The organism is Pseudomonas sp. SA233 (assembly GCF_054792385.1).
This window is the reverse complement of record NZ_CP096449.1, coordinates 19,642-43,866: the sequence shown is the minus strand read 5'-3', so window position 1 is coordinate 43,866 and position 24,225 is coordinate 19,642. Positions and strand designations below refer to the sequence as shown.

23 protein-coding genes are annotated in these 24,225 nt (G+C 60.1%); 16 read left to right on the top strand and 7 right to left on the bottom strand.

What is annotated here, in order from left to right; all coding sequences use genetic code 11:
* The first annotated feature begins 181 nt into the window (after nucleotides 1-181).
* A complete protein-coding gene (locus tag M1D87_RS00200; protein WP_013970255.1) occupies nucleotides 182-1,069 on the top strand; it encodes a LysR family transcriptional regulator in 888 nt (295 codons plus the stop codon).
* Here the strand turns inward: M1D87_RS00200 and M1D87_RS00195 are convergent.
* From M1D87_RS00195 to M1D87_RS00185, 3 genes are read right to left on the bottom strand one after another with little or no spacing between them, the layout of a single operon-like run.
* Nucleotides 1,058-1,876, bottom strand: coding sequence for a sulfite exporter TauE/SafE family protein (locus tag M1D87_RS00195; RefSeq protein ID WP_013970254.1), 819 nt, complete (start codon nucleotides 1,874-1,876; stop codon nucleotides 1,058-1,060). The genes M1D87_RS00200 and M1D87_RS00195 overlap by 12 nt on opposite strands.
* Nucleotides 1,873-3,144, bottom strand: a complete 1,272-nt coding sequence (locus M1D87_RS00190; protein WP_123085931.1) for an NAD(P)/FAD-dependent oxidoreductase — start codon at nucleotides 3,142-3,144, stop codon at nucleotides 1,873-1,875. The genes M1D87_RS00195 and M1D87_RS00190 overlap by 4 nt, the downstream gene beginning before the upstream one ends.
* Nucleotides 3,145-3,183: 39 nt before the next feature.
* Nucleotides 3,184-4,068: an MBL fold metallo-hydrolase gene (locus M1D87_RS00185; RefSeq protein WP_123085932.1), complete on the bottom strand. Its 885-nt coding sequence runs from the start codon at nucleotides 4,066-4,068 to the stop codon at nucleotides 3,184-3,186.
* Nucleotides 4,069-4,290: 222 nt separating this feature from the next.
* On the opposite strand from M1D87_RS00185, the gene M1D87_RS00180 reads away from it, so the two are divergent.
* Entirely contained in the window at nucleotides 4,291-5,583 is a 1,293-nt protein-coding gene (locus M1D87_RS00180) for a sigma-54 interaction domain-containing protein (RefSeq protein WP_123085933.1), read from the top strand.
* A gap of 241 nt (nucleotides 5,584-5,824) precedes the next feature.
* Nucleotides 5,825-6,232, top strand: coding sequence for an RcnB family protein (locus tag M1D87_RS00175; protein WP_123085935.1), 408 nt, complete (start codon nucleotides 5,825-5,827; stop codon nucleotides 6,230-6,232).
* A gap of 63 nt (nucleotides 6,233-6,295) precedes the next feature.
* Here M1D87_RS00175 and gyrB read toward each other — a convergent pair whose 3' ends face one another.
* Genes gyrB through dnaA form a run of 4 tightly spaced genes read right to left on the bottom strand, consistent with a single transcriptional unit; the run spans nucleotide 6,296 to nucleotide 12,520 of the window.
* Complete coding sequence (gyrB, locus tag M1D87_RS00170; RefSeq protein ID WP_123085717.1) at nucleotides 6,296-8,716, bottom strand: DNA topoisomerase (ATP-hydrolyzing) subunit B; 2,421 nt, start codon at nucleotides 8,714-8,716, stop codon at nucleotides 6,296-6,298.
* A gap of 4 nt (nucleotides 8,717-8,720) precedes the next feature.
* Nucleotides 8,721-9,824 (bottom strand): DNA replication/repair protein RecF, encoded by a 1,104-nt coding sequence (gene recF, locus M1D87_RS00165; protein ID WP_003260018.1) that lies wholly within the window; start codon nucleotides 9,822-9,824, stop codon nucleotides 8,721-8,723.
* Between the two features lie 13 nt (nucleotides 9,825-9,837).
* On the bottom strand, nucleotides 9,838-10,941 hold the full coding sequence (gene dnaN, locus M1D87_RS00160) for a DNA polymerase III subunit beta (RefSeq protein ID WP_003260019.1): 1,104 nt from the start codon (nucleotides 10,939-10,941) through the stop codon (nucleotides 9,838-9,840).
* A 40-nt stretch (nucleotides 10,942-10,981) separates the two neighbouring features.
* Entirely contained in the window at nucleotides 10,982-12,520 is a 1,539-nt protein-coding gene (gene dnaA, locus M1D87_RS00155; protein WP_039612382.1) for a chromosomal replication initiator protein DnaA, read from the bottom strand.
* A 594-nt stretch (nucleotides 12,521-13,114) separates the two neighbouring features.
* On the opposite strand from dnaA, the gene rpmH reads away from it, so the two are divergent.
* The 13 genes from rpmH (at nucleotide 13,115) to M1D87_RS00090 (ending at nucleotide 24,222) form a co-directional block, all read left to right on the top strand.
* A complete protein-coding gene (gene rpmH, locus M1D87_RS00150) occupies nucleotides 13,115-13,249 on the top strand; it encodes a 50S ribosomal protein L34 (RefSeq protein WP_003253163.1) in 135 nt (44 codons plus the stop codon).
* Between the two features lie 13 nt (nucleotides 13,250-13,262).
* On the top strand, nucleotides 13,263-13,667 hold the full coding sequence (gene rnpA, locus M1D87_RS00145; protein WP_003260020.1) for a ribonuclease P protein component: 405 nt from the start codon (nucleotides 13,263-13,265) through the stop codon (nucleotides 13,665-13,667).
* Nucleotides 13,660-13,905, top strand: coding sequence for a membrane protein insertion efficiency factor YidD (yidD, locus tag M1D87_RS00140; RefSeq protein ID WP_015268406.1), 246 nt, complete (start codon nucleotides 13,660-13,662; stop codon nucleotides 13,903-13,905). The genes rnpA and yidD overlap by 8 nt, the downstream gene beginning before the upstream one ends.
* A gap of 2 nt (nucleotides 13,906-13,907) precedes the next feature.
* Nucleotides 13,908-15,590, top strand: coding sequence for a membrane protein insertase YidC (gene yidC, locus M1D87_RS00135; protein ID WP_039612381.1), 1,683 nt, complete (start codon nucleotides 13,908-13,910; stop codon nucleotides 15,588-15,590).
* A gap of 87 nt (nucleotides 15,591-15,677) precedes the next feature.
* Entirely contained in the window at nucleotides 15,678-17,048 is a 1,371-nt protein-coding gene (mnmE, locus tag M1D87_RS00130; RefSeq protein ID WP_013970244.1) for a tRNA uridine-5-carboxymethylaminomethyl(34) synthesis GTPase MnmE, read from the top strand.
* A 570-nt stretch (nucleotides 17,049-17,618) separates the two neighbouring features.
* Nucleotides 17,619-19,511, top strand: a complete 1,893-nt coding sequence (gene mnmG, locus M1D87_RS00125; protein ID WP_015268403.1) for a tRNA uridine-5-carboxymethylaminomethyl(34) synthesis enzyme MnmG — start codon at nucleotides 17,619-17,621, stop codon at nucleotides 19,509-19,511.
* On the top strand, nucleotides 19,508-20,158 hold the full coding sequence (gene rsmG / locus M1D87_RS00120; RefSeq protein ID WP_123085719.1) for a 16S rRNA (guanine(527)-N(7))-methyltransferase RsmG: 651 nt from the start codon (nucleotides 19,508-19,510) through the stop codon (nucleotides 20,156-20,158). Before mnmG ends, rsmG begins: the two co-directional genes overlap by 4 nt.
* A gap of 18 nt (nucleotides 20,159-20,176) precedes the next feature.
* Nucleotides 20,177-20,968 (top strand): ParA family protein, encoded by a 792-nt coding sequence (locus M1D87_RS00115; protein WP_012274913.1) that lies wholly within the window; start codon nucleotides 20,177-20,179, stop codon nucleotides 20,966-20,968.
* Between the two features lie 9 nt (nucleotides 20,969-20,977).
* Nucleotides 20,978-21,850, top strand: coding sequence for a ParB/RepB/Spo0J family partition protein (locus M1D87_RS00110; RefSeq protein WP_003260029.1), 873 nt, complete (start codon nucleotides 20,978-20,980; stop codon nucleotides 21,848-21,850).
* A 149-nt stretch (nucleotides 21,851-21,999) separates the two neighbouring features.
* Nucleotides 22,000-22,407 (top strand): F0F1 ATP synthase subunit I, encoded by a 408-nt coding sequence (locus tag M1D87_RS00105; protein WP_008092225.1) that lies wholly within the window; start codon nucleotides 22,000-22,002, stop codon nucleotides 22,405-22,407.
* 16 nt (nucleotides 22,408-22,423) lie between these two features.
* The gene (gene atpB / locus M1D87_RS00100) at nucleotides 22,424-23,293 is read left to right on the top strand and encodes a F0F1 ATP synthase subunit A (protein ID WP_003260030.1); all 870 of its coding nucleotides are present in this window, start codon (nucleotides 22,424-22,426) and stop codon (nucleotides 23,291-23,293) included.
* Between the two features lie 144 nt (nucleotides 23,294-23,437).
* Nucleotides 23,438-23,695: a F0F1 ATP synthase subunit C gene (atpE, locus tag M1D87_RS00095; protein ID WP_003097235.1), complete on the top strand. Its 258-nt coding sequence runs from the start codon at nucleotides 23,438-23,440 to the stop codon at nucleotides 23,693-23,695.
* A 56-nt stretch (nucleotides 23,696-23,751) separates the two neighbouring features.
* Nucleotides 23,752-24,222: a F0F1 ATP synthase subunit B gene (locus tag M1D87_RS00090; RefSeq protein ID WP_003260032.1), complete on the top strand. Its 471-nt coding sequence runs from the start codon at nucleotides 23,752-23,754 to the stop codon at nucleotides 24,220-24,222.
* Nucleotides 24,223-24,225 lie beyond the last annotated feature (3 nt).

Below are 24,225 nucleotides of genomic sequence, written 5' to 3'. Positions count from 1 at the left end.
TCTTAGTGAGTAATTTCGTGGAGGAAACACGAGATTTCGCGCAGCCGCTGTGCGTTTTAGCACAGTGGTACGTCTGTACTGGCCTCTTCGCGGGCACGCCCGCTCCCACAAGGTAACGCGATCCCTGTGGGAGCGGGCGTGCCCGCGAAGAGGCCGGAACGAACTGCCAAAAAGGATCAGCATGTTCGACTGGAACGATCTGCGGTTTTTCCTCGAGTTGCAGCGCAGCGGCCGCCTGCTTACCGCCGCCAAGCGCCTCAACACCACCCACAGCACCGTGGCCCGGCACATCGAGAGCATCGAGCAAAGCCTGGGTACTGCGCTGTTCGTGCAGCATGCCCAGGGCTATGAACTGACCCCCTCGGGCCAGGCCCTGCTCAAGCACGCCGAAGCCATGGAAAACGTCGCCCTGCTGGCGCAGGAAGAAATCACCCAGGCCATCACGCCGCTGGGCAAGATTCGCCTGGGGGTGACCGAAGGCATCGGCATCATGTTCTTCACCCCGCGCATGAATGCGCTGTTCGACCGCTACCCCGGCCTGGAAGTGGAGCTGGTGGCAGTGCCGCGCTTCGTCAGCATCCTCAACCGCGAGGCGGAGATCAGCATCCACCTGGAACGGCCCAACGCCGACCTGCTGATCACCCGCAAGCTCACCGACTATCGCCTGGCCCTGTACGCCAGCCAGGACTACCTGGATCGCGCGCCCCCGCTGCGCAACCGCGAGGACCTGGCCCGGCACAGCTGGATCGGCTACGTCGATGACTTGCTGTTCAGCCAGGAACTGCTGTTTCTCAACAGCTTCTGCCGGGCCCCCAACGTGGTGTTTCGCAGCACCAGCGTGATCGCCCAGCAAACCGCCGCCCGTGCCGGGTTGGGCATCGCCGTACTGCCCAACTACATGGCCCGCCACGACCCGACGCTGGTGCGCGTGCTGCCTGGCGAAACCATCCAGCGCAGCTACTGGATCTGCACCCGCCGCGAACTGCACAAGTCGGTGCGCCTGCGGGTAGTGTGGGACTACCTGCTGGCGCTGTGCGCGGCAGAACAGAGCGAGCTGCTAGCCCAGTAGCGCCTTGCCGGCCAGCAGCAGGGCCGCAGCCCAACCGGCCACGGCAAACATCTGCTGCAAGCGCGGCCCGGCCAGCCTGGCCGCCAATGGCCGCGCCAGCAACAGGCCGAGCACCGCACCGACGGCGAACGGGGCGCCAACCTGCCAGTGCATGACCCCTGCGAGGCTGGCGCTGACCACACTGCCGGTGGAGACCAGCGCAATCACCGCCAGCGAAGTGGAGACGATGCTGGCCATGCGCAGGTTGGTGTAGCGGTTAAGGGCCGGGATGATGACAAAGCCACCGCCCACGCCCAGCAGGCCGGACAGCAGCCCTGACAATGCGCCGGTAAAGGCCAAGGCGCGCGCGCAGGGCAGGGTCCAGCGCAAACGGCCCTGCAGCGGGTTCAGCACGCAGGGTTCGATGTAGCGATGGGCATCATTGGCTTCGCCGCGCAGCTCCTTGGCCGCCTTGCGCCAGATGCGCAGGCAGGCATACACCAACACCCCGGCGAACACCAACTGCAGCGGCGTGTTCGGCAGGCGGTGGGCCAGCATCAGCCCGAACGGCGCCGCTGCCACACCGATCAATGCGATGAACAGCGCCGCCCGGTAGCGCACCAGGCCCTGCCGCAAGCCCAGCACCGCCCCCACCGCTGCCGCCATGCCTACGGCCAGCAGGCCGACCGGTGCCGCCTCTACCATCGACAGCCCCAGGCCGAACACCAGCAAAGGCACTGCGAGAATGCCACCGCCGGCACCGGTCAACGCCAGCACGGCACCAATGATCGCGCCCAGGCCCGCTCCCAGTATTTGATGCTCGATCACTGCCGCCCCTCGGCTACCAACGGCTGTGGCCGTGCCAGCCACTCACGGCCCTTGAGCATGCCTTTCCAGTACAAGGGTGGCAGCACCTGCGCCTTGAGCAACCAGGCCAGACGTGTCGGCTTGCGGCCATCCAGCAACCAGTTGGGGAAGCTTGGAGCCAGCTTGCCGCCATAGGTGAACTCGGCCAGCACGATCTTGCCGCGCTCGACGGTGAGCGGGCACGAGCCATAACCATCGTACTGGGCCAGGGTAGGCAACCTGCCCAGGGCCACCAGCACGTTGTTGGCCACGACCGGAGCCTGCTTGCGTGCAGCGGCGGCGGTCTTGGCATTGCTGGTGTTGGTCACGTCCCCAAGGGCATGGACATTGGTGAAGTGGCGATGGCGCAGGGTGTGCGGGTCGACATCGACCCAGCCGGCGCTGTCGGCCAACGGGCTTTCACGAATGAAGTCCGGTGCCACCTGCGGCGGTACCACGTGCAGCATGTCGAAGGCCTCGATACGAGTTTCGCTGCTGCCATCGGCCAAGGTACGCACGAAGGTGGCTCGCTTGTTCGGCCCGTCCACGGCGACCAGGCGGTGGGAAAAATTGAGGTCCACGGCGTACTTGTCGATGTACTTCATCAATGCGGGCACGTAGTCCGCCACACCGAACAATACTGCGCCGGCATTGAAGAAACTGGCTTTCACAGCCCCCAGGTGACCATGCCGCAGCCAGTGGTCGCAAGACAGGTACAGCGCCTTCTGCGGGGCGCCTGCGCACTTGATCGGCATGGGCGGCTGGCAAAACAGGGCTCGGCCTTGCTTGAGCTTCTGCACCAGTTCCCAGGTGTAGGGCGCCAAGTCGTAGCGGTAGTTGGAGGTGACGCCATTGCGGCCCAAGGTCTCGCTGAGGCCATCAATGGCCGCCCAATCCAGCTTGAGGCCGGGGCAGACCACCAACTGTTCATAACTGATGGCGCGGCCGCCTTCGAGGAGGACCAGTTGGCCCAGCGGGTCGAACCCCTGCACACGCGCCTTTATCCAGCGAACGCCGCGCGGAATGGTCGAGGCCATGGTGCGAGCAGTGCTTGGCGCCTTGAACACACCGGCACCGACCATGGTCCAGCCGGGCTGGTAGTAATGCACTTCGGCGGGGTCGATCAAGGTCACATCCAGCGACGGGTCACGGCTGATCAAGCTGGAAGCGGTGGCGATTCCGGCGGCGCCGGCACCGACGATGACCACTTTGTGGTGGTCGGTATTGGCAGGGGACAACAAGGCAGGCATGGCGGTAAATCCTGTAAATCTGGTTATGGGGCAGGGCGGTCACAGCTTGTTCAGCGGTATCTTCAGGTAGCTCACACCATTATCTTCCGGCGCGGGGAACTGGCCGCTGCGCATGTTCACCTGCACCGAAGGCAGGATCAGCACGGGCATGTCGAGGGTCTTGTCGCGGGCTTCACGCATGGCGACGAAGCTGTCCTCATCGATGCCCTGGTGGATATGAATATTGTTGGCGCGCTGCTCGGCCACGGTGGTGACGTATTGCATGTCACGGCCACCTGGCAGGTAGTCGTGGCACATGAACAGCCGGGTCTGGTCGGGGAAGGCCAGCAGGCGACGGATCGAGCGGTACAGGGTGCGAGCATCAGCCCCAGGGAAATCGCAACGGGCGGTACCGTAGTCGGGCATGAACAGGGTGTCGCCGACGAACACCGCTGTCTCGCCGGCCTCCTCGATCATGAAGCTCATGCACGCAGGTGTGTGCCCCGGGGTGTGCAACGCACGGGCATGCAGGTTGCCAATGCGGAAACCTTCCTCGTCCTCGAACAGCACATCGAATTGGCTACCATCGCGGGCGAAGCCAGGCTCGGCGTTGAACAGGGCACCGAACACTTTCTGAACCTGGGTGATATGCGCGCCGATGGCGGTATGGCCGCCAAGCTTTTCCTTCAAATAGGCCGCCGCCGAAAGGTGGTCGGCATGCACATGGGTTTCCAGCACCCACTGCACGTCAGCTCGCAGCTCCTTCACCCGGTTAATCAACTGGTCCGCCGAAGCAGTGCAGGTACGCCCCGACTTGGGGTCATAGTCCAGGACACTGTCGATCAACGCACACTTGCGCGTTTCGCCGTCCATGACCAGGTAGCTGATGGTGGAGGTCGCCTTGTCGTAAAAGGCGTCCACGTGCAGGTTGTTGCCGATGATCATCGCGTTCTCCAATTTATCCGCCCAGCCTTGTACAGGCGTAGGCAGTGCCAGGAGGTTTATCAAGATACATGCCAGGCATTTTCCTGCGCTTGGGCCAATAAAACCGGTCCGTTGCTGACAATTGCCGACGACAGTGGCAGCGCAGATGGCAGTCGACTGTCAGCCAATGGCAGTGTTTGGCAGTCCTTGTTACCCTGCGCCGGTCATCCAATCGGTGCCGTCATGCCTGAAGCCCATCCCCTCATCCTAGCTTTGGTTTCCTATCTTGAGCACGATGCCCTGCCAACCATCGTGCTAGATACCGACTACAACATCCTGGCGGCCAACGCTGCCTATCGCCGCCAGTTCGGTCGCCATGAGCAGGCGCCGCTGGGTGAGAAATGCCACAAGGTCTCGCACCACTACGCCGTGCCTTGCGACCAGGCCGGCGAGCATTGCCCGATGCGCAAGGCGTGGCACAGCAAGGCACCGGAGCGGGTTTTGCACATTCATCACACGCCACGCGGCCCCGAGCATGTGGATGTAGAGCTGCGGCCGATCCTGGATGAACAGGGCAGGGTGGTGGCCTTTGTCGAACGCCTGACCAGCATCACCCTCGCGTCGGCGCAGCCTCAGGAACAAGGGCTGGTCGGCCGCGCGCCAGCGTTCAAAGCGGCCCTGGCCAGCCTGCAACGTGCGGCACCGGCGCAGATCCCGGTGTTGCTACAGGGTGAGTCAGGTACCGGCAAGGAACTGTTCGCCCGTGCGGTGCACATGGGCAGCCCCAGGGCCAACGGCCCGTTGGTGGTGGTTGACTGTACCGGCCTGACCGAGTCGTTGTTCGAGAGCGAGTTGTTCGGCTACGAGAAGGGCGCGTTCACTGGCGCCAACCAGCGCAAGATCGGCCTGGCTGAAGCGGCGCATGGTGGCACCCTGTTTCTGGATGAAATTGGCGAGGTCCCGCTGGCGATGCAAGTGAAGCTGCTGCGCCTGATCGAGTCCGGCAGCTTCCGCCCGGTGGGTAGCCTGCGTACGGTGCATTCGGATTTCCGCCTGGTATCGGCAACCCATAAACCGCTGAAGCAAATGGTCGCGGACGGCACCTTCCGCGAAGACCTGTACTACCGCATCAGCGGCTTCCCGATCCGCCTGCCGGCGTTGCGCGAACGGGTAGAAGACCTGCCCTTGCTCGCCCAGAGCCTGCTGCAGCGCATGGCAGTCAAGCCAACGCCCAGGCTGAGCGACGATGCCTTGCAGCAGCTTGGGCTGCATCCATTCCCGGGCAACATTCGCGAGCTGCGCAACATTCTGGAAAGGGCGCGCTTGTTTGCCGATGACGGGCTGATCCGGCCCGAACATTTGCCGGAGGATATCGGCCCGGCGGGTGCGATCACGGCAGGTGGCCGGCGCAATCACCTGGGTGAGCTGGCGCAGGCACTGGAACAGTTCAAGGGCTCGCGCAGTGAACTGGCCCGTCACCTTGGCCTGAGCGAGCGAACCCTGTATCGCCGGTTGAAGGAGCTTGGCCTGAATTGACGCGTTCGGTTAACGCGGTCTACAAGGGCCCGCGTATCCCCGAGGGCAACACACATCCTGTGGGAGCGGGTTCACCCGCGAACACCGGCGAAGCCGGTGCCATCCACCGCGCCTCCTCAGACCTTTACCGGACCTTTACCTCTGTCCTGACATTAAGCGGGAATGATTGTGGTCTGATCAGTTAACCGAACCTGGCAGCCAGTCAGCTCCCGCCAGGCGTCAACATGCAGAGGACCGCAAAATGAAGACAACCCTGACCGTGATCTGCGCCGCGCTCATGCTCAGCGCCCCCTTGGCCAGTTTCGCGCAGCCAGGCCCACCTGACCGGCATGATGGCGGCCCATTGCACCAAGGCAACCCACCGCATGGTCAGCCACAGTACCAAGGCCGACATGATAATGGCCGCGGTCCCGCTTATCGCGACCCGAATTTCCGCCCACAACCGGGCATGCCGGTTCCGCATCAGCAGTGGCAGCGTGGCCATGTGGTTGACCCGCACTACCGTGGCGACCGTTACTGGGTGACCGACTGGAAAGCACGCCACCTGTATGCGCCACCACGTGATCACCGCTGGTTGTATGTGAATGGGGACTATGTGCTGGTGGCTATTGCCAGTGGTGTGATCGTCAACGTCCTCAGCGGTTACTGATTTCTACAGGCACTAAAAAGCCCGCTTTCGCGGGCTTTTTAGTGCCTGGCGATCTACACCGGATCAGAAGTCCAGGTTCGATACCGACAGCGCGTTGCTTTCGATGAAGTCACGACGCGGCTCTACCGCATCACCCATCAGGGTGTTGAAGATCTGGTCGGCAGCGATCGCATCCTCGATTGTGACCTTGAGCATACGGCGGACGGTTGGGTCCATGGTGGTTTCCCACAGCTGCTCTGGGTTCATCTCGCCCAGCCCTTTGTATCGCTGGATGGTGTGGCGCTTGGTGGTTTCGTTCATCAGCCAATCCAGGCCTTCCTTGAACTCGACAATTGCCTTGCGGCGCTCACCGCGCTGCACATAAGCACCTTCGCCCAACAAGCTGGACAGCTTGGCACCAATGCTGACTACGGTACGGTAGTCATTGCTGCCGAAGAAGTCCCGGTTGAAAGTCACGTAGCTGGCCAGGCCGTGGGAGGTAACTTCCACTTCTGGCAACCATACGTTGCGCTCTTTGTCTTCGCGCAGGCTGGCTTTGTAAACCAGACCGGACTTCTGGCTGTTGTTCAGGCGCTCCTGGAACTGGGCCAACCAGGCTTGCATCACAGCGTGGTCACCCAGCTGTTCCAGGCTCACCTCCGGCAGGTAGATGAAGTGCTCGGTCAGCTCTTCCGGGTACAAGCGAGACAGACGCTTGAGGGTCTTCATGACACTACGGAACTCATTCACCAGTGCTTCCAGCTGCACACCGGAAACCGCTGGCGCCGACTCGTCCAGGTGCAGGCTGGCATCTTCCAGGGCCGACTGGGTCATGTACTCTTCCATGGCCTCGTCGTCCTTGATGTACTGCTCCTGCTTGCCTTTCTTCACCTTGTACAGCGGTGGCTGGGCAATGTAGATGTAGCCGCGCTCGACCAGCTCCGGCAGCTGACGGAAGAAGAAGGTCAGTAGCAGGGTACGGATGTGCGAACCGTCAACGTCAGCATCGGTCATGATGATGATGTTGTGATAACGCAGCTTGTCGATGTTGTACTCTTCGCGACCGATACCACAGCCCAGGGCAGTGATCAGCGTGCCAACTTCCTGGGACGAGATCATCTTGTCGAAGCGCGCTTTCTCGACGTTGAGGATTTTACCCTTCAACGGCAGGATTGCCTGGGTACGACGGTTGCGGCCTTGCTTCGCCGAGCCACCCGCGGAGTCACCCTCCACCAGGTACAGTTCGGAAAGGGCAGGGTCCTTTTCCTGGCAGTCCGCCAGTTTGCCTGGCAGGCCGGCAATATCCAGCGCGCCTTTACGGCGAGTCATTTCACGGGCTTTACGTGCCGCTTCACGGGCACGGGCAGCATCGATCATCTTGCCAACGACGGCCTTGGCCTCGTTCGGGTTTTCCAGCAGGAAGTCGGCGAAGTACTTGTTCATCTCCTGTTCCACGGCGGTTTTCACCTCCGAGGAGACCAGCTTGTCCTTGGTCTGCGAGCTGAACTTAGGGTCCGGCACCTTCACCGAGATGATCGCGGTCAGACCTTCACGGGCGTCGTCGCCAGTGGTCGCCACCTTGTTCTTCTTGGCCAGGCCTTCCTGTTCGATGTAGCTGTTCAGGCTACGGGTCAGCGAGGAACGGAAGCCCACCAGGTGAGTACCGCCATCACGCTGCGGAATGTTGTTGGTGAAGCACAGCAGGTTTTCGTTGAAGCTGTCGTTCCACTGCAGGGCGACTTCAACACCCACGCCATCGTCACGCTGGACGTTGAAGTGGAATACCTGGGAGTTGACCGGGGTCTTGTTGGTGTTCAGATATTCGACGAACGCACGCAGGCCACCTTCGTACTTGAAGAACTCTTCCTTACCGCTACGTTCATCCTTCAGCAGGATGCCAACGCCCGAGTTGAGGAACGACAGCTCGCGGATACGCTTGGCCAGGATGTCCCAACTGAAGTGAATGTTCTTGAAGGTTTCAGCCGAAGGCTTGAAGTGGATGTGGGTACCGGTGGTTTCGCTGTCACCGACAACCGCCATCGGTGCCTGTGGAACACCGTGAACGTAGGTCTGTTCCCAGATCTTGCCGCTACGGCGAACGGTCAGTACCAGTTTCTCGGACAGGGCGTTCACTACAGAAACACCTACGCCGTGCAGACCGCCGGATACCTTGTAGGAGTTGTCGTCGAATTTACCGCCAGCGTGCAGCACGGTCATGATGACCTCGGCTGCGGAAACGCCTTCTTCTTTATGCACGTCGACCGGAATGCCGCGACCGTTGTCGCGCACACTGATGGATTCGTCCGGGTGGATGATGACGGTGATGTCATCGCAGTGACCGGCGAGGGCTTCGTCGATCGAGTTGTCGACCACCTCGAAGACCATGTGGTGCAGGCCGCTACCATCATCGGTGTCGCCAATGTACATGCCGGGGCGCTTGCGCACGGCATCCAAACCTTTCAGCACCTTGATGCTGGAGGAGTCGTACGTTTGATTTTCGCTCATGCATTCACTCCCGATGGTCGTGGGTCTGGGTGATACGGCCTTGTTCCACGTGGAACAAAGCAACTGGCGTTTCCGTCTGCCAGCCTTCCCTCAGTAATTCGTGATCTACACAGGTGATGAACACCTGGCAGCGTAATTCTTCAAGCAAGCGACACAGCGCGCGGCGATGCTGGTCGTCCAGTTCGGACGGCAAGTCATCCACGAGATAAATACAGTGACCGCGGCGAGCCTGACTAACGAGGTGGCCTTGGGCAATGCGCAATGCGCACACCACCAGCTTTTGCTGACCACGCGACAGGATGTCGGCTGCATTGTTGGCAGCCAGACGAAGACGCAGATCAGCACGCTGCGGACCGGCCTGGGTATGGCCCATCTGCTGATCGCGAAGGAGAGAGGAAGCGAGTACTTCTTGCAGTTCCCGGTCCTTGTCCCAGCCTCGGTAGTAGCTAAGGGTCAACCCGTCCAGCTCGACCAGTTCGCTCAGGGTTCGCTCGAAGACGGGCTTCAAGGCCTTGATGTAGTTGCGACGGTATTCATCTATTTCCGCACTGGCCAGGCACAATTCCCGGTCCCAGGCGGCTTGCGAAGCTGGGTCAAGTGTACCATGCCGCAACCATGAGTTCCGCTGCCGCAGTGCCTTCTGCAGCCGTTGCCAGGCTGGCAGAAAACGAGGTTCCACGTGGAACACCCCCCAATCCAGGAACTGGCGGCGTATTTTCGGAGCGCCTTCCAACAAGCGGAAACTGTCCGGATTGATGAGCTGGAGCGGTAGCAATTCAGCCAGTTGCGCCGCACTCCGCGCATTCTGCCCATCAATGCGAATAGTGAACTCCCCCTGCCGCTCCCGGGATACACCCAGATTACTGCTGCCACCCTCGGCCAATTGCACTTCGCCGAACACGGTGCAGGCCGGTTGTTCGTACTGGATAACCGGGTTCAGGCGGGTGCTGCGGAACGAGCGCGCCAGCCCGAGCAGGTGCACGGCCTCAAGCACGCTGGTTTTGCCGCTGCCGTTGGCGCCGTAAAGGATGTTGATGCGGGGGGACGGTGAGAGTGTCACCGGGTGCAAGTTGCGCACCGCGGTGACCATGATACGTCGAAGAGACATTTCGCCTGCTACGTTACAGACGCATCGGCATGACAACGTAGGAAGAATCGTCATTGCCAGCTTCCTGCAGCAGGGCACTGCTGTTGGAATCGGACAGGATCAGACGAACTTGCTCGGTAGTCATTACGCCCAGCACGTCCAGCAGGTAGCTGACGTTGAAGCCGATTTCCAGCGAGCTACCTTCGTAGTCCACGCTGATTTCTTCTTCAGCTTCTTCCTGCTCGGGGTTGTTGGCCTGGATTTTCAGTTGGCCAGCAGCCAGTTGCAGGCGGATACCGCGGTACTTTTCGTTGGAAAGAATCGCAGTACGGCTAAAGGCTTCACGCAGCGCCTGACGGTCGCCGACCACCAGCTTGTCACCGCCCTTGGGCAGTACGCGCTCGTAGTCCGGGAACTTGCCGTCCACCAGCTTGGAAGTGAAGGTGAATTCACCGGTGGTGGCGCGAATGTGGTGCTGGCCCAGGACGATGCTGACCATGCCTTCCGGGTCGGTCAGCAGGCGTGCCAGTTCGAGGATACCTTTGCGTGGCACGATGACCTGGTGGCGATCATCCTGCTCGATCGGTGCGCTCATGGAGCAAAGCGCCAGGCGGTGACCGTCAGTGGACACAGCTCGCAGGGTGTTGCGGGAAACCTCCAGCAGCATACCGTTGAGGTAGTAACGCACATCCTGCTGGGCCATGGCGAAACTGGTGCGCTCGATCAGGCGACGCAGCTTGCTCTGTTCCAGGTTGCAGGTCAGCGAGCCCGGGCCTTCTTCCACGGTCGGGAAGTCATTGGCTGGCAGGGTCGACAGGGTAAAGCGGCTGCGGCCGGCCTTGACCAACAGTTTCTGCTCGTCGACCTTGATATCGATCAGGGCGTCGTTCGGCAGGCTTTTGCAAATGTCCATCAGCTTGCGTGCCGGGACAGTGATTTCGCCAGGCTCGGCCGGCTCTTCCAGTTGCACGCGGCCTACCAGTTCGACTTCCAGGTCGGTACCAGTCAACGACAGTTGCTGGCCTTGCACAACCAGCAATACGTTGGACAGGACCGGCAAGGTCTGGCGGCGCTCGACGACACCGGCGACCAGTTGCAGGGGTTTCAACAGGGCTTCGCGTTGAATGGTGAAATGCATGGTCTAGTCCCTTGCCTTCAATTAGCTGCGCAGACGGCCATCAGGTCGTCAGCGTCCGCAGCAGGTTCTTGTAGTCCTCGCGGATGTCCGCGTCGGATTCCTTCAGTTCGTTGATCTTGCGGCAGGCGTGCAGCACGGTCGTATGGTCGCGACCACCGAACATGTCGCCGATTTCCGGCAGACTGTGGTTGGTCAGTTCCTTGGACAGGGCCATGGCCACCTGGCGTGGACGCGCCACGGAACGCGAACGACGCTTGGACAACAGATCGGAGATCTTGATCTTGTAGTACTCGGCGACGGTACGCTGAATGTTATCCACACTGACCAGCTTGTCCTGGAGCGCCAGCAGGTCCTTGAGCGACTCACGAATCAGTTCGATGGTGATGTCGCGGCCCATGAAGTGCGAGTGAGCGATCACCCGCTTCAATGCGCCTTCCAGTTCACGGACGTTGGAACGAATGCGCTGGGCAATGAAGAAGGCCGCGTCATGCGGCAGTTCGACCTTGGCCTGGTCGGCCTTCTTCATCAGGATCGCCACGCGGGTTTCCAGCTCTGGTGGCTCGACCGCCACCGTCAGGCCCCAACCAAAGCGCGACTTCAGACGCTCTTCCAGGCCTTCGATCTCCTTGGGGTAGCGGTCAGAGGTAAGGATTACCTGCTGGCCACCCTCGAGCAGGGCGTTGAAGGTGTGGAAAAACTCTTCCTGCGAGCGCTCTTTACGGGCAAAGAACTGGATATCGTCGATCAGCAACGCATCCACCGAGCGGTAGAAACGCTTGAATTCGTTGATGGCGTTGAGCTGCAGCGCCTTGACCATGTCCGCGACGAAGCGCTCCGAATGCAGGTACACGACCTTGGCGTTCGGGTTCTTCTTCAGCAGGTGGTTACCCACAGCATGCATGAGGTGGGTTTTACCCAGGCCCACACCACCATAAAGGAAGAGCGGGTTGTAGCCATGCTTGGGGTTGTCTGCCACCTGCCAGGCAGCCGCGCGCGCCAGCTGGTTCGACTTACCTTCGACGAAGGTGTCGAAGGTGAAGGTGCGGTTCAGGTAACTGGTGTGTTTGAGCGCACCTTCAACCTGCACGGTACGCTGTTCGGTCCGGGCACTGCCAGACGACGCAGAAGCCGGTTCGGCCATGGCATCGAAGCTGTCACGCGAGGATGGCTCGGCCAGTTCATCGACCAGCACAGGCTCTGCCGCCGCGACGGCGACGGGTTCGACCGCTGCCGGTACTGCCTTCTGTGTCTGGCTCTGGGCCTGGGTCTGGGCCAGCGAGGCGGCCACCGCAGCACTTACTGGCGCGTTGGGTGCGGCACGTGGCGCGGAGCTGCGACGGCTGCCGATCAACAAGGAAAGGGCAGGCGCAATGCCGCTGCCGTTTTCGCCCAACAGTTCGAGCAAACGACCCAGGTACTTTTCATTGACCCAATCGAGAACGAAACGGTTAGGCGCATAGACGCGCAACTCGTCGCCTTCGGCTTCGACCTGTAGCGGACGGATCCAGGTGTTGAATTGCTGGGCAGGCAGTTCATCGCGCAGAAGCTCCACGCACTGCTGCCAAAGTTCCACTGACACGGATATCCCCTGAGTTTGAAAGCCGGATGAGGCAAAAACAAACCGCCATTGTACCGGTCGAGCGTTCAGTTATCCACATGTGGACACGTTAGGAACCATGCCAAAACAGCCATTTATCGACCAAAACGGCTTCCTCACACTGTGAATAAGCCCTGTGGATAAGCGGCCATGAGCGCTATGCACAACCTTGAGGTCAGGCCTGTTGATAACTCACCTGTGGATAAGCGGCGATTTAATCCACAGCTTTTGACCACGAAGAAAACAAGCGCAGCACCGGTTGAGAACACAGTTGTAAAACTCTGTACAGGCCGGATTTTCTGGCCTTGCGCAGGTTATCCACAGAAGGTTATCCACTTAAGATTTATAGATTCTTCAGAAAAGCTTTTTATATGTCTCTTCTTTTTTTTCATGTTGTCCCCAATTCGTGTGTCCGATCAAGCACCCTTGGGGGATGGACAAGCAGCACCGTCCATCACGTGCTCTATATGGAAAGACTGGTTGGAAATTGACCTACGGGCTTGCTTTCTCTAGAATCGCCGGTCTCTTAAAAAGGGGGCCATCCCGGCCCGTCGTCGACAAACCAGGTAACACGCCATGAAACGTACTTTCCAACCAAGCACCATCAAGCGCGCGCGCACTCACGGCTTCCGTGCCCGTATGGCTACCAAGAACGGCCGCGCTGTTCTGTCGCGTCGTCGTGCCAAAGGCCGTAAGCGTCTGGCCATTTGATTTTTCGGCACAGGTGGTGAGTCAGGACTTCAGTCGGGAAAAGCGACTGCTTACACCCCGACATTTCAAAGCGGTCTTCGACTCCCCAACCGGCAAGGTTCCAGGGAAAAACCTGCTGATCCTTGCTCGCGAGAACGGCCTCGATCACCCACGCCTTGGCCTGGTGATCGGCAAGAAGAGCGTCAAGCTCGCCGTTCAACGCAACCGCCTCAAGCGCTTGATGCGCGATTCCTTTCGCCTGAACCAGCAATTGCTTGCCGGGTTGGACATTGTGATCGTCGCGCGCAAGGGATTGGGTGAGATAGAAAACCCGGAATTGCACCAACACTTTGGCAAACTCTGGAAACGCCTGGCGCGCAGCCGGCCCAGTCCAGCAGTAACCGCCAATTCCGTAGGGGTAGACAGCCAAGATGCGTAAACTGGCGCTCGTTCCGATCCAGTTTTACCGTTACGCCATTAGTCCTCTGATGGCCAATCACTGTCGTTTCTTCCCCAGTTGCTCCTGTTACGCTTATGAAGCCATCGAAAACCACGGCCTCTGGCGTGGTGGGTGGCTAGCCGTTCGTCGCCTGGGGCGTTGTCATCCGTGGAACGACGGCGGTTTCGATCCCGTTCCTCCCGCTCCTTCCTCCCGAACTTCTTCGATAGCCGAGTAATCATGGATATTAAACGCACGATCCTGATCGTCGCCCTGGCAATCGTGTCCTACGTCATGGTCCTCAAGTGGAACCAGGACTACGGCCAGGCTGCCCTGCCGACTCAGAATACTGCTGCCAGCACCGTTGCCCCGGGTTTGCCGGATGGCGTACCGGCCGGTAATGCCGGCGCCAGCGCCGATGTGCCAAGCGCCAACGCCGAAACCAGCGCTGCCGAACTGGCGCCGGTTGCGGTCAGCAAGGACCTGATCCGGGTCAAGACCGATGTCCTGGAACTGGCTATCGATCCGGTCGGTGGTGACATCGTCCAGTTGAACCTGCCGCAGTACCCACGTCGTCAGGACCACCCGGACATTCCGTTCCAACTGTTCGACAACGGTGGCGAGCGTGTCTACCTGGCACAAAGCGGCCTGACCGGCGTCAACGGTCCGGATGCACGTCCTGCCGGTCGCCCTCTGTACGCTACTGACAAGAAGGGTTACCAGCTGGCCGATGGTCAGGAACAACTGGTGGTCGACCTGAAGTTCAGCGACAACGGCGTCAACTACATCAAGCGCTTCAGCTTCAAGCGTGGCGAGTATGACCTGACCGTCAGCTACCTGATCGACAACCAGAGCGGCCAGGCCTGGAGCGGCAACATGTTTGCCCAGCTCAAGCGTGACGCCAGCTCCGATCCGTCGTCGAGCACTGCCACCGGCACCGCTACTTACCTGGGCGCTGCCCTGTGGACCCCTTCCGAGCCTTACAAAAAGGTCTCGATGAAGGACATCGACAAAGGCAATTTGAAAGAAAATGTGTCCGGCGGCTGGGTTGCCTGGCTGCAGCACTACTTCGTGACCGCCTGGATTCCGGCCAAGTCGGACAACAACGTTGTCCAGACCCGCAAGGACAGCCAGGGCAACTACATCATCGGCTACACCGGCCCGGCCATCAGCGTGCCTGCTGGCGGCAAGGTCGAAACCAGCGCCATGCTGTATGCCGGCCCGAAAATCCAGTCCAAGCTGAAAGAGTTGTCCCCAGGCCTGGAACTGACCGTCGACTATGGCTTCCTGTGGTTCATCGCCCAGCCGATCTTCTGGCTGCTGCAACATATCCACAGCCTGCTGGGTAACTGGGGCTGGTCGATCATCGTGCTGACCATGCTGATCAAGGGCCTGTTCTTCCCGCTGTCGGCTGCCAGCTACCGTTCGATGGCGCGCATGCGTGCCGTTGCGCCGAAGCTCGCTGCACTGAAGGAACGCTTCGGTGACGATCGCCAGAAGATGTCCCAGGCGATGATGGAGCTGTACAAGAAAGAGAAGATCAACCCGCTGGGCGGCTGTTTGCCGATCCTGGTGCAGATGCCAGTGTTCCTGGCCCTGTACTGGGTACTGCTGGAAAGCGTGGAAATGCGCCAGGCCCCATGGATGCTGTGGATTACCGACCTGTCGATCAAGGATCCGTTCTTCATCCTGCCGATCATCATGGGCGCTACCATGTTCATCCAGCAGCGCCTGAACCCGACGCCGCCGGATCCGATGCAGGCCAAGGTGATGAAAATGATGCCGATCATCTTCACCTTCTTCTTCCTGTGGTTCCCGGCTGGTCTGGTGCTGTACTGGGTTGTGAACAACTGCCTGTCGATCACACAGCAGTGGTACATCACTCGCAGCATCGAAGCAGCCAGCAAAAAAGCTGCTGCTTGACAGGCTACTGCGCTAGCCTGTGAATAAAAACGCCCCCTAGTGGGGCGTTTTTGCTATCTGTCGTTTTTGTCGTAGAGGCTTTCGAGCATGAACACTGTGCGTGAAACCATCGCCGCCATCGCCACCGCCCAGGGCCGCGGCGGTGTGGGTATTGTTAGGTTGTCCGGCCCTCTGGCCGCCAAGGCCGGCCAGTTGATCACCGGCCGTACGCTTACCCCGCGCCACGCCCATTACGGCCCGTTCCGCGACGAGGAAGGCCTGGTGCTGGACGAAGGGATCGCGCTGTTCTTTCCCGGGCCGAATTCGTTCACCGGCGAGGACGTGCTGGAACTGCAGGGCCACGGTGGCCCGGTGGTGCTGGATATGCTGCTGCAGCGCTGTGTACAGGTTGGTTGCCGGCTGGCTCGCCCGGGTGAGTTCAGCGAACGTGCATTCCTCAACGACAAGCTCGACCTGGCCCAGGCCGAAGCCATTGCCGACCTGATCGAAGCCAGTTCCAGCCAGGCTGCGCGCAATGCCCTGCGTTCGCTACAGGGGGAGTTCTCCAAGCGCGTGCACTTCCTGACCGAGGCGTTGATTGCGCTGCGCATCTACGTCGAGGCGGCGATCGACTTCCCTGAAGAGGAAATCGACTTCCTCGCCGACGGCCATGTGCTGGCGATGCTGGATACGGTGCGGGGCGAGTTGTCCAAAGTACAGCGTGAAGCCGGGCAGGGGGCTTTGCTGCGTGATGGCATGACTGTGGTCATCGCCGGTAGGCCGAATGCCGGCAAGTCGAGCCTGCTGAACCAGCTGGCCGGACGGGAAGCGGCCATCGTCACCGACATTGCCGGCACCACGCGGGACATCCTGCGCGAACATATCCACATCGACGGCATGCCGCTGCACGTGGTCGATACTGCCGGTTTGCGCGACACCGATGACCATGTGGAAAAGATTGGCGTGGAACGTGCGCTGAAGGCCATTGGCGAGGCAGACCGGGTGTTGTTGGTGGTGGACTCCACCGCGCCCGAGGCCAGCGACCCGTTTGCCCTGTGGCCAGAATTTCTCGACCAGCGGCCAGACCCGGCCAAGGTGACGCTGATTCGAAACAAGGCCGATCTTAGTGGTGAGCGGGTAGCGCTGGAACAGTGCGATGACGGGCATGTAACGATCACCCTCAGTGCCAAAGGGGACGATGCAGGGCTGCAGTTGCTGCGTGACCACCTGAAGGCCTGCATGGGTTATGAACAGACGGCCGAGAGTGGCTTCAGCGCTCGCCGGCGCCATCTGGATGCCCTGCGCCAGGCCAGTGAGCACCTGGAACATGGCCGTGCACAACTGACCCTGGCTGGCGCGGGTGAGCTGTTGGCGGAAGACCTGCGGCAGGCGCAGCAGGCCCTGGGGGAGATTACCGGGGCATTCAGCTCTGATGACCTGCTGGGGCGGATTTTCTCCAGCTTCTGCATCGGCAAGTAATTCACAGCCAGGCAAAACCAAGAGCCGCTCCTTCGGGAGCGGCTTTTTTTTTGGCTCAAATTTCGCAGCTCCTACGGAAAACGCGCCGCACCTGCAGGCTGTGCAGACCCCTGTGGGAGCGGCTTCACCCGCGAAGAGGCCGGTGCAGGTTCACATTTTTTTCATTTACCTACCCAATCTGCTCTCAGGAGCCCTGTGGAAAACTCGCCTTCAGCTCCGTTGATAAGCAGGCTTTTTTTCTGAGGACAAACCCGCTTGTGGGTAAACAGCCATTTAATCCACAGGCTAAATCGTGTTATCCATAACCCTCATGGTACTCCAGCCACAGGGTTTAATTTTGCTCTACACAGCATGGATAAAGGCCTGTATAAGCTTATCCACAGAAAGGCTTGTGCATAAGAATAAACATAAAAACAAAGCTTTTTTAAATTTTTCCTCTTTGATTTCTGTTGGCTGCCACTCATCCACAGACTGGTCAAAATTTGCTCAGACGGTTTCTTTAAAGGGGGTGAAGTCCCTATACTTGTCCGCTTACCTTCTCTATTCGCAAAAACAGGCACGAGGTGCGTGGTGGATTTCCCTTCCCGTTTTGAAGTGATCGTCATCGGCGGCGGCCATGCCGGTACCGAGGCTGCGCTTGCGTCTGCACGCATGGGTGTGAAAACCCTGCTGTTGACCCATAACGTGGAAACCCTCGGTCACATGAGCTGCAACCCCGCCATTGGCGGTATTGGCAAAAGCCATCTGGTCAAAGAGATCGATGCCCTCGGCGGCGCCATGGCGCTGGCCACCGACAAGAGCGGCATCCAGTTCCGCGTTCTGAACAACCGCAAGGGCCCGGCTGTACGCGCCACCCGTGCACAGGCCGACCGCGCCATCTACAAGGCAGTGGTGCGCGAAATCCTGGAAAACCAGCCGAACCTGTGGATATTCCAGCAGTCCTGCGACGACCTGATCGTCGAACAGGACCAGGTCAAAGGCGTGGTGACCCAGATGGGCCTGCGTTTCTTCGCCGAATCGGTGGTACTGACCACCGGTACTTTCCTCGGCGGGCTTATCCACATTGGTTTGCAAAACCATTCCGGTGGTCGCGCCGGTGATCCGCCTTCGATCGCCTTGGCCCACCGCATGCGTGAACTTCCGCTGCGCGTCGGCCGCCTGAAAACCGGTACCCCGCCGCGTATCGACGGCCGTTCGGTGGACTTCTCGGTGATGACCGAGCAACCAGGCGATACGCCGATCCCGGTGATGTCGTTCATGGGCAACGCCCAGATGCACCCGCGTCAGGTGAGCTGCTGGATTACCCACACCAATGCGCGCACCCACGAGATCATCGCCTCGAACCTCGACCGTTCGCCGATGTACTCGGGTGTAATCGAAGGTGTCGGCCCGCGCTACTGCCCGTCGATCGAAGACAAGATCCACCGCTTCGCCGACAAGGAAAGCCACCAGGTGTTCATCGAGCCGGAAGGCCTGACCACCCATGAGCTTTACCCCAACGGTATTTCCACTTCGCTGCCGTTCGATGTGCAACTGGAGCTGGTGCGATCGATCCGCGGCATGGAAAACGCACACATCGTGCGCCCGGGCTACGCCATCGAATACGACTACTTCGACCCGCGCGACCTCAAGTACAGCCTCGAGACCAAGGTCATCGGCGGTCTGTTCTTCGCCGGCCAGATCAACGGCACCACCGGTTATGAAGAAGCCGGCGCACAAGGCTTGCTGGCCGGGACCAATGCCGCCCTGCGTGCGCAGGGCCGAGACAGCTGGTGCCCGCGCCGCGACGAGGCATACATCGGCGTACTGGTCGACGACCTGATTACCCTGGGTACCCAGGAGCCGTACCGCATGTTCACTTCGCGTGCCGAGTACCGCCTGATCCTGCGCGAAGACAACGCCGACCTGCGCTTGACCGAAAAGGGCCGCGAACTCGGCCTGATCGACGATCAGCGTTGGGCCGCCTTCTGCGCCAAGCGCGACGGCATCGAGCGCGAGGAGCAGCGTCTGAAGTCGACCTGGGTCCGCCCGAACACCGAGCAAGGCCAGGCCATTGTGGATAAGTTCGGTACTCCGCTCAGCCACGAGTACAGTCTGCTCAACCTGCTGGCGCGCCCGGAAATCGACTACGCCGGGCTGATTGAGGCAACCGGTGGTGAAGCGATTGATCCACAGGTCGCCGAGCAGGTCGAAATCCGCACCAAGTACGCTGGTTACATTGATCGCCAGCAGGATGAAATCGCACGTCTGCGTGCCAGCGAAGACACCCGCCTGCCTGTGGATATCGATTACTCGACGATTTCCGGCCTGTCCAAGGAAATCCAGGGCAAGCTGGGCCAGACCCGTCCGGAAACCCTGGGTCAGGCTTCGCGTATCCCGGGCGTGACCCCGGCGGCGATTTCCCTGTTGCTGATTCACTTGAAAAAACGCGGCGCTGGCCGCGAATTGGAGCAAAGCGCTTGAGTTCCCTGGTCACCCCGCAACACGCTGAAGAGTTGTCCACAGGTGCGCGCCAGCTCGGTGTCGAGCTGAGCGCCGAGCATCACGAGAAGCTGCTCGGCTACCTCGCCCTGTTGATCAAATGGAACAAAGCCTACAACCTCACCGCCGTGCGCGACCCCGACGAGATGGTGTCGCGTCACCTGCTCGACAGCCTCAGTGTCATGCCGTTTATCCACAGCGAGCGTGACAACTGGCTGGATGTCGGCAGTGGCGGTGGCATGCCCGGCATCCCATTGGCTATCCTGCATCCGCACAAGCGCGTGACGGTGCTGGACGCCAACGGCAAGAAGACCCGCTTCCTGACCCAGGTGAAAATGGAGCTCAAGTTGGACAACCTCACGGTTATCCACAGCCGGGTCGAAGCCTTCCAGTCGGCACAACCTTTCAGCGGAATCATCTCTCGCGCCTTCAGCAGCATGGAGAACTTCACCAACTGGACCCGCCACCTGGGCGACACCGGGACGCAATGGCTTGCAATGAAGGGGCTGCATCCTGCCGATGAACTGGTAGCATTGCCCGCAGACTTCACAGTGGAAAGTGAGCAGGCCCTGACCGTTCCAGGTTGCCAGGGCCAGCGCCATCTGCTGATACTGCGCCGCAAGGCATGACTGGGAACACACGCAACAATGGCTAAGGTATTCGCAATCGCGAACCAGAAAGGTGGTGTGGGCAAGACCACCACCTGTATCAATCTCGCCGCCTCGCTGGCCGCGACCAAGCGTCGTGTGCTGCTGATCGACCTCGATCCGCAGGGCAACGCCACCATGGGCAGCGGTGTGGACAAGCACGAGCTCGAGCACTCGGTCTACGACCTGTTGATCGGGGAATGCGACCTGGCCCAGGCCATGCATTACTCTGAGCACGGTGGTTTCCAGTTGCTGCCGGCCAACCGTGACCTGACAGCCGCCGAAGTGGTGCTGCTGGAAATGCAGGTCAAGGAGAGCCGCCTGCGCAACGCCTTGGCGCCTATCCGCGAGAACTACGACTACATCCTCATCGATTGCCCTCCGTCGCTGTCGATGCTGACGCTCAACGCCCTGGTCGCTTCCGATGGCGTGATCATTCCGATGCAGTGCGAGTATTACGCACTGGAAGGTCTCAGCGACCTTGTGGATAACATCAAGCGCATCGCCGCCCGGCTGAACCCGGAGCTGAAGATCGAGGGCCTGCTGCGGACCATGTACGATCCGCGCCTGAGCCTGAACAACGATGTTTCGGCGCAGCTGAAGGAGCACTTTGGCCCGCAGCTGTACGACACGGTCATTCCGCGCAACATTCGCCTGGCCGAGGCCCCGAGCTTCGGCATGCCGGCCCTGGCCTACGACAAGCAATCGCGAGGCGCGCTGGCTTATCTGGCCCTGGCCGGGGAACTGGTACGCCGTCAACGCCGTCAATCACGCACTGCACAAACAACTTAAGGAATCCGTATGGCCGTCAAGAAACGGGGTCTCGGACGTGGGTTGGATGCACTGCTCAGTGGTCCTTCCGTCAGCGCGCTCGAAGAGCAGGCTGTGAAGATCGACCAGAAAGAACTGCAACACCTGCCGGTCGAGCTGATCCAGCGTGGCAAGTACCAGCCGCGCCGGGACATGGACCCGGAGGCGCTGGAAGAGCTCGCGCACTCGATTCGCAACCATGGCGTGATGCAACCGATCGTGGTGCGCCCGATCGATGGCAACCGCTACGAGATCATCGCCGGTGAGCGCCGCTGGCGCGCCACCCAGCAGGCTGGCCTGGACAAGATCCCGGCGATGGTCCGCGAAGTGCCCGACGAAGCCGCCATCGCCATGGCGCTGATCGAGAACATCCAGCGTGAAGACCTCAACCCGCTGGAAGAGGCGCTCGCCCTGCAGCGCCTGCAGCAGGAGTTCGAGCTCACCCAGCAACAGGTGGCCGATGCCGTGGGCAAGTCGCGGGTGACCGTGGCCAACCTGCTGCGCCTGATCACCCTGCCTGACGCGATCAAGACCATGCTCGCCCATGGCGACCTGGAGATGGGCCATGCCCGTGCATTGCTCGGCCTGGAAGAACACCGCCAGGAAGAGGGGGCGCGTCATGTTGTCGCACGTGGCCTCACCGTGCGCCAAACCGAGGCACTGGTTCGCCAGTGGCTCAGCGACAAACCTGATCCGGTCGAACCGAGCAAACCTGATCCGGATATCGCACGCCTTGAACAGCGGCTCGCAGAGCGCCTGGGCTCGGCCGTGCAGATCCGCCATGGCAACAAGGGCAAAGGCCAATTGGTTATTCGCTACAACTCGCTTGACGAGTTGCAAGGCGTGCTTGCTCACATCCGCTGAAACAATTCCCGTTGTAGCGCGCAGTCGGAAATCACTACCGAATAGTTGAATAGGGGTTAATCCACCCCTATACTCTGCGCGCATTTTGTCGGCACAAATTATGCCAAGTCATAACTGACTTGCTGGTCGACTTCCGAGGAGCAGTTGTGATGGAAATCCGCACGCCAAACCGCCTGCCTTTCCATCGCTGGGCGGTTTTCCCGGTACTGCTGGCTCAATTCGTCGTACTGCTGCTGGCAACGTTGGTGTTGTGGCAGTGGAAAGGGGCGGTCAGTGGATATTCAGGCCTTTGCGGAGGTTTGATTGCCTGGCTACCCAATGTGTATTTCGCCTGGAAGGCTTTTCGCTTCAGCGGGGCCCGGGCGGCACAAGCCATCGTCAAGTCGTTCTACGCTGGCGAGGCAGGCAAGATGATTTTGACGGCAGTGCTTTTTGCACTGACCTTCGCAGGAGTGAAGCCACTGGCGCCGCTAGCAGTATTCGGCGTCTTCGTGTTGACCCTTTTGGTCAGCTGGTTCGCGCCCCTGCTGATGAATAAAAGACTTTCGAGACCTTAGGGCGTTTGAGGCAACCATGGCAGCAGAAACCGCTTCGGGCTATATCCAGCACCACTTGCAGAACCTGACCTACGGTCAACTACCAGACGGCAGCTGGGGCTTCGCCCATTCGGCTGCAGAAGCCAAGGCAATGGGCTTCTGGGCGTTCCACCTGGACACCCTGGGTTGGTCCGTCGCGCTGGGTCTGATCTTCCTGTTCATCTTCCGCATGGCGGCCAAGAAGGCGACTTCCGGCCAACCTGGCGGCCTGCAGAACTTCGTAGAAGTGATGGTGGACTTCGTCAACGGCAGCGTGAAGGACTCCTTCCACGGCCGTAGCCCGGTAATCGCTCCGCTGGCGCTGACCATTTTCGTCTGGGTATTCCTGATGAACGCCGTCGACTTGGTACCGGTCGACTGGATTCCTCAGCTGGCCATCCTGATCTCCGGTGACCCGCACATTCCGTTCCGCGCCGTGTCGACCACCGACCCGAACGCGACCCTGGCCATGGCCTTCTGCGTGTTCGCCCTGATCATCTTCTACAGCATCAAGGTCAAGGGCCTGGGCGGCTTCATCGGTGAGCTGACCCTGCACCCGTTCGGCAGCAAGAACATCTTCGTTCAGATCCTGCTGATTCCGGTCAACTTCCTGCTGGAATTCGTCACCCTGATCGCCAAGCCGATCTCGCTGGCACTGCGTCTGTTCGGCAACATGTATGCCGGCGAACTGGTGTTTATCCTGATCGCTGTAATGTTCGGCTCCGGCCTGCTGTGGCTCAGCGGCCTGGGTGTGGTGCTGCAATGGGCGTGGGCTGTGTTCCACATCCTGATCATCACCCTGCAAGCTTTCATCTTCATGATGCTGACCATCGTCTACCTGTCGATGGCTCACGAAGATAACCATTAAGACCGCCTGGCGTGTCTGATAGCCTTCCCCGCCTGTTCGGGGGGAGGGCTTAAAAAGTCCGCAAGGGCATGCTGTACCAAACGATTTGTTTTACCGCTTCAAACTAAAAACCTAACCAATACGACGTAAAAGTCGGGAGGAAAGATGGAAACTGTAGTTGGTCTGACCGCTATCGCTGTTGCTCTGCTGATCGGCCTGGGTGCTCTGGGTACCGCCATTGGTTTCGGCCTGCTGGGCGGCAAGTTCCTGGAAGGCGCTGCTCGTCAACCAGAAATGGTTCCGATGCTGCAGGTTAAAATGTTCATCGTTGCCGGTCTGCTCGACGCCGTAACCATGATCGGTGTTGGTATCGCTCTGTTCTTCACCTTCGCGAATCCGTTCGTTGGTCAGATCGCCGGCTAATCACTCGTCACCACGAGTTGATGGCTGTATGAATTAAGACCGAGCGAGGTGTTGGCGTGAACATTAATGCAACCCTGATTGGCCAATCCGTTGCTTTTCTGATTTTTGTACTCTTCTGCATGAAGTATGTGTGGCCTCCGGTCATCACTGCCCTGCAAGAGCGCCAAAAGAAGATTGCCGACGGCTTGGACGCTGCCAACCGCGCAGCTCGCGACCTGGAGCTGGCCCAAGAGAAAGCGGGTCAGCAACTGCGTGAAGCTAAAGCACAGGCAGCCGAAATCATCGAGCAAAGCAAGAAACGCGCTGCTCAGCTTGTCGAGGAAGCCCGTGATCAGGCCCGCGTCGAAGCTGACCGTGTGAAGGCTCAGGCTCTGGCCGAGATCGAACAGGAACTGAACAGCGCTAAAGACGCCCTGCGCGCCCAAGTGGGTGCCCTGGCCGTTGGTGGTGCTGAAAAGATCCTTGGCGCCACAATCGATCAAAACGCGCATGCGGAGCTGGTTAACAAACTGGCCGCTGAAATTTAAGCG

Excerpts from the sequence above, each read along its gene's own strand:
- M1D87_RS00200 (WP_013970255.1), top strand. The coding sequence starts at position 182 with ATGTTCGACTGGAACGATCTGCGGTTTTTCCTCGAGTTGCAGCGCAGC.
- M1D87_RS00190 (WP_123085931.1), bottom strand. The coding sequence starts at position 3,144 with ATGCCTGCCTTGTTGTCCCCTGCCAATACCGACCACCACAAAGTGGTC.
- M1D87_RS00185 (WP_123085932.1), bottom strand. The coding sequence starts at position 4,068 with ATGATCATCGGCAACAACCTGCACGTGGACGCCTTTTACGACAAGGCG.
- M1D87_RS00180 (WP_123085933.1), top strand. The coding sequence starts at position 4,291 with ATGCCTGAAGCCCATCCCCTCATCCTAGCTTTGGTTTCCTATCTTGAG.
- M1D87_RS00175 (WP_123085935.1), top strand. The coding sequence starts at position 5,825 with ATGAAGACAACCCTGACCGTGATCTGCGCCGCGCTCATGCTCAGCGCC.
- gyrB (WP_123085717.1), bottom strand. The coding sequence starts at position 8,716 with ATGAGCGAAAATCAAACGTACGACTCCTCCAGCATCAAGGTGCTGAAA.
- recF (WP_003260018.1), bottom strand. The coding sequence starts at position 9,824 with ATGTCTCTTCGACGTATCATGGTCACCGCGGTGCGCAACTTGCACCCG.
- dnaN (WP_003260019.1), bottom strand. The coding sequence starts at position 10,941 with ATGCATTTCACCATTCAACGCGAAGCCCTGTTGAAACCCCTGCAACTG.
- rpmH (WP_003253163.1), top strand. The coding sequence starts at position 13,115 with ATGAAACGTACTTTCCAACCAAGCACCATCAAGCGCGCGCGCACTCAC.
- yidD (WP_015268406.1), top strand. The coding sequence starts at position 13,660 with ATGCGTAAACTGGCGCTCGTTCCGATCCAGTTTTACCGTTACGCCATT.
- yidC (WP_039612381.1), top strand. The coding sequence starts at position 13,908 with ATGGATATTAAACGCACGATCCTGATCGTCGCCCTGGCAATCGTGTCC.
- mnmE (WP_013970244.1), top strand. The coding sequence starts at position 15,678 with ATGAACACTGTGCGTGAAACCATCGCCGCCATCGCCACCGCCCAGGGC.
- M1D87_RS00115 (WP_012274913.1), top strand. The coding sequence starts at position 20,177 with ATGGCTAAGGTATTCGCAATCGCGAACCAGAAAGGTGGTGTGGGCAAG.
- M1D87_RS00110 (WP_003260029.1), top strand. The coding sequence starts at position 20,978 with ATGGCCGTCAAGAAACGGGGTCTCGGACGTGGGTTGGATGCACTGCTC.
- M1D87_RS00105 (WP_008092225.1), top strand. The coding sequence starts at position 22,000 with ATGGAAATCCGCACGCCAAACCGCCTGCCTTTCCATCGCTGGGCGGTT.
- atpB (WP_003260030.1), top strand. The coding sequence starts at position 22,424 with ATGGCAGCAGAAACCGCTTCGGGCTATATCCAGCACCACTTGCAGAAC.
- atpE (WP_003097235.1), top strand. The coding sequence starts at position 23,438 with ATGGAAACTGTAGTTGGTCTGACCGCTATCGCTGTTGCTCTGCTGATC.